Source organism: Citreicoccus inhibens (genome assembly GCF_019039035.1).
GTDB classification, from domain to species: domain Bacteria; phylum Myxococcota; class Myxococcia; order Myxococcales; family Myxococcaceae; genus Citreicoccus; species Citreicoccus inhibens.
Window position 1 is genome coordinate 1 of record NZ_JAHNZT010000100.1, and the last position, 2398, is coordinate 2398.

Annotated in this window: 3 protein-coding genes; all 3 read left to right on the plus strand. The window is 69.2% G+C overall.

Annotated elements, in window-relative coordinates; all coding sequences use genetic code 11:
* Window positions 1–52 precede the first annotated feature (52 nt).
* From tnpA to tnpC, 3 genes are read left to right on the plus strand one after another with little or no spacing between them, the layout of a single operon-like run.
* Window positions 53–367, plus strand: a complete 315-nt coding sequence (gene tnpA, locus KRR26_RS36335) for an IS66 family insertion sequence element accessory protein TnpA (RefSeq protein WP_120211265.1) — start codon at window positions 53–55, stop codon at window positions 365–367.
* Between the two features lie 4 nt (window positions 368–371).
* The gene (gene tnpB, locus KRR26_RS36340; protein WP_217082180.1) at window positions 372–737 is read left to right on the plus strand and encodes an IS66 family insertion sequence element accessory protein TnpB; all 366 of its coding nucleotides are present in this window, start codon (window positions 372–374) and stop codon (window positions 735–737) included.
* A 35-nt stretch (window positions 738–772) separates the two neighbouring features.
* Window positions 773–2314: an IS66 family transposase gene (gene tnpC, locus KRR26_RS36345; protein WP_217082181.1), complete on the plus strand. Its 1542-nt coding sequence runs from the start codon at window positions 773–775 to the stop codon at window positions 2312–2314.
* The last annotated feature ends 84 nt before the right edge of the window (window positions 2315–2398 follow it).

Consider the following 2398-nt stretch of genomic DNA (forward strand, 5'->3'; position numbering starts at 1 on the left):
GACGTGGCGGGAGGGATTGAAGGGGTAGAGGTGGTGGTGGACCCTGGCCGGAATGTCAAAGCCGGTTGCGAGTGAAGAGTGGTTCCAGGTCGCCGAGGAGTTCGAAGCGAGCGGCTTGACGCAGAAGGAGTTCTCCGTGCGGCGAGGAGTGAGGCTGAGCACGCTGCAGTCGTGGGTGTACCGGCGCCGACGGCAGCGAAGCAGTAGGGCCGGTCCGGTGCGTCTCTTGCCGGTGGAGGTGGCGAGCACGACGCAAGCGAGCGCGGCGATGCTCGAGGTGGTGCTGCCTGGTGGAGCGCGGCTGAGGTTCTCACCAGGCACTGACGTCGGGTACGTAGCCCGACTCCTCACCGCGCTGGGCAGGTGAGAGCGTGTTCACCCTGCCTGCCTCCGTGCGCGTGGTGTTGGCCACCGAGCCGGTGGACATGCGCAAGTCGATTGATGGGTTGATGGCCCTGGTGCAGTCGGGATGGGGAGAGGACGTGTACTCCGGACATCTGTTCGCCTTCGTCTCAAGGCGGGGGGACCGCATCAAGGTGCTGGCGTGGAGTCGTGGCGGATTTGTGCTGCTGTACAAAAGACTGGAGACGGGCCGTTTCCGGCTGCCGAAGGTGGACACGGAAGCGCGGACGGTGGCGCTGGACGCGACGCAGTTGGCGATGTTGCTGGACGGCATCGACGTGGCGGAAGTCCGACGCCCGTCTGCCTGGGCACCTCCCGGCCGCACGGCCACCTGACGGCCCGGCGCGAGCGCGGGGAGCGGCGGCGCGGTATGGGCCTGGAGGTGCCCCGCGAGCTGCCTCAAGACCACTTCTGCCCCTGGCGCGAGGAGGCCGAGGAGCTCAAGGCCGAGGTGGGCCGCATCGGCGGGGAGTTGGACACCCTGAAGGGGCAGATGGCCGCGCTTCTGCGCCATGTCTTCGGCCGCAAGGCGGAGAAGCTACCGCCCGTGGCCGAGGAGCTGAAGGCCCGCCAGGACTCCCCAGAGAAACAGCGGGCCCGAGCGGCAGCGGCCCTGCAGACGCGACGCGCACGAGCGGCCCGCAAGGCCGACGCCGCGGTGGAGCGTGAAGTCAGGCACGAAGTGCCCGCCGGAGACAGGCACTGCCCGGCGTGCGGCAGCGAGGAATTGAAGCCCCTGGGAGAGGGGCGCCGGACGGTGGTGTACGAGCACGTGCCGGCCTTCTTCGAGAAGCAGGTGCACGTGCAAGAAGTGCTGGCGTGCACCTGCGGCCGAGGCGTCGTCACCGCGCCCGCACCACCCAAGGTGGTGGACAAGGGCGAGTACGGCCCGGGCCTGCTGGCGCACGTCGTCGTCTCCAAGTGCGCGGACGCGATGCCACTGCACCGCCTGGCACAGCGGATGGAGCGAGGCGGAGTCCCGATGAGCCGCAGCACGCTGACGGACCTCTTCCACCAGGCGGCCTCGGTGGCGCGGCCGCTGGCCGCTCACCTCCTGGGGTGCATCGCCTCGTCTGAGGTGGTGTGGGCGGATGAGACGCCGCTGCGGGTGCTGGACGTGAAGAAGACGCGCCGAGGCTACCTCTGGACGTTTCTCACCCAGACGCCCCAGGGCGAGTGGCTCATCGGCTACCGCTTCAGCCTGGGACGCGCGGGCAAGACACCTACCGACGTGCTGGGCGGCACCACGGGCGCGCTCGTGGTGGACGGCTACACCGGCTACAACGCGGTGACGTTGCCGGAGGGCCGCACGCGCGTCGGGTGCTGGGCCCACCTGCGGCGTCGCTTCTTCGAAGCACTGCCCACCGCACCCCAAGCCCGCGAGGCGATGGACCTCATCCTTGAGCTCTACCGCGTCGAAGCCCAGGCTCGTGACAGAGGCGTCGTGGGCACCGCCGCGCACCGGGAGCTGCGCCAGGAGTCCAGCGCGCCCATCCTCGCGCGTCTCTCGACGTGGCTCGCGGCCCAGGCGCCGCGACATCCGCCGAAGAGTCCGCTGGGGCAAGCCCTCTCCTACGCGACGAGGCAATGGGATGCGCTGACTCGCTTCGTCGAGGACGAGAGACTGCCTTTGGACAACAACCGCTCGGAGGCGGCGCTACGAAAGGCCGCGCTGGGCCGGAAGAATTTTCTCTTCGTGGGCCACGAGGCCGCTGGAGAGAATCTCGCGGGCCTCTACGCACTGGTGGCCACCTGCGAGGCCAACGGCGTCAATCCCGAGGCGTACCTGGCCGATGTCCTGCTCCGTGTCCAGACGCACCCCCACTCGCGCATCGGCGAACTGCTGCCCCATGAGTGGAAGCGGCGGCAGACCACGGACCCGCCCCAGGCGCACCTCCTACCTCCGCCCTGAACACCCTTCCGGTCGCGGCGCTCGCCGAACACGGCACCCATCCGTCTTCAACCGCTCTCCACACGTCACTCGCCGGACGGTTAC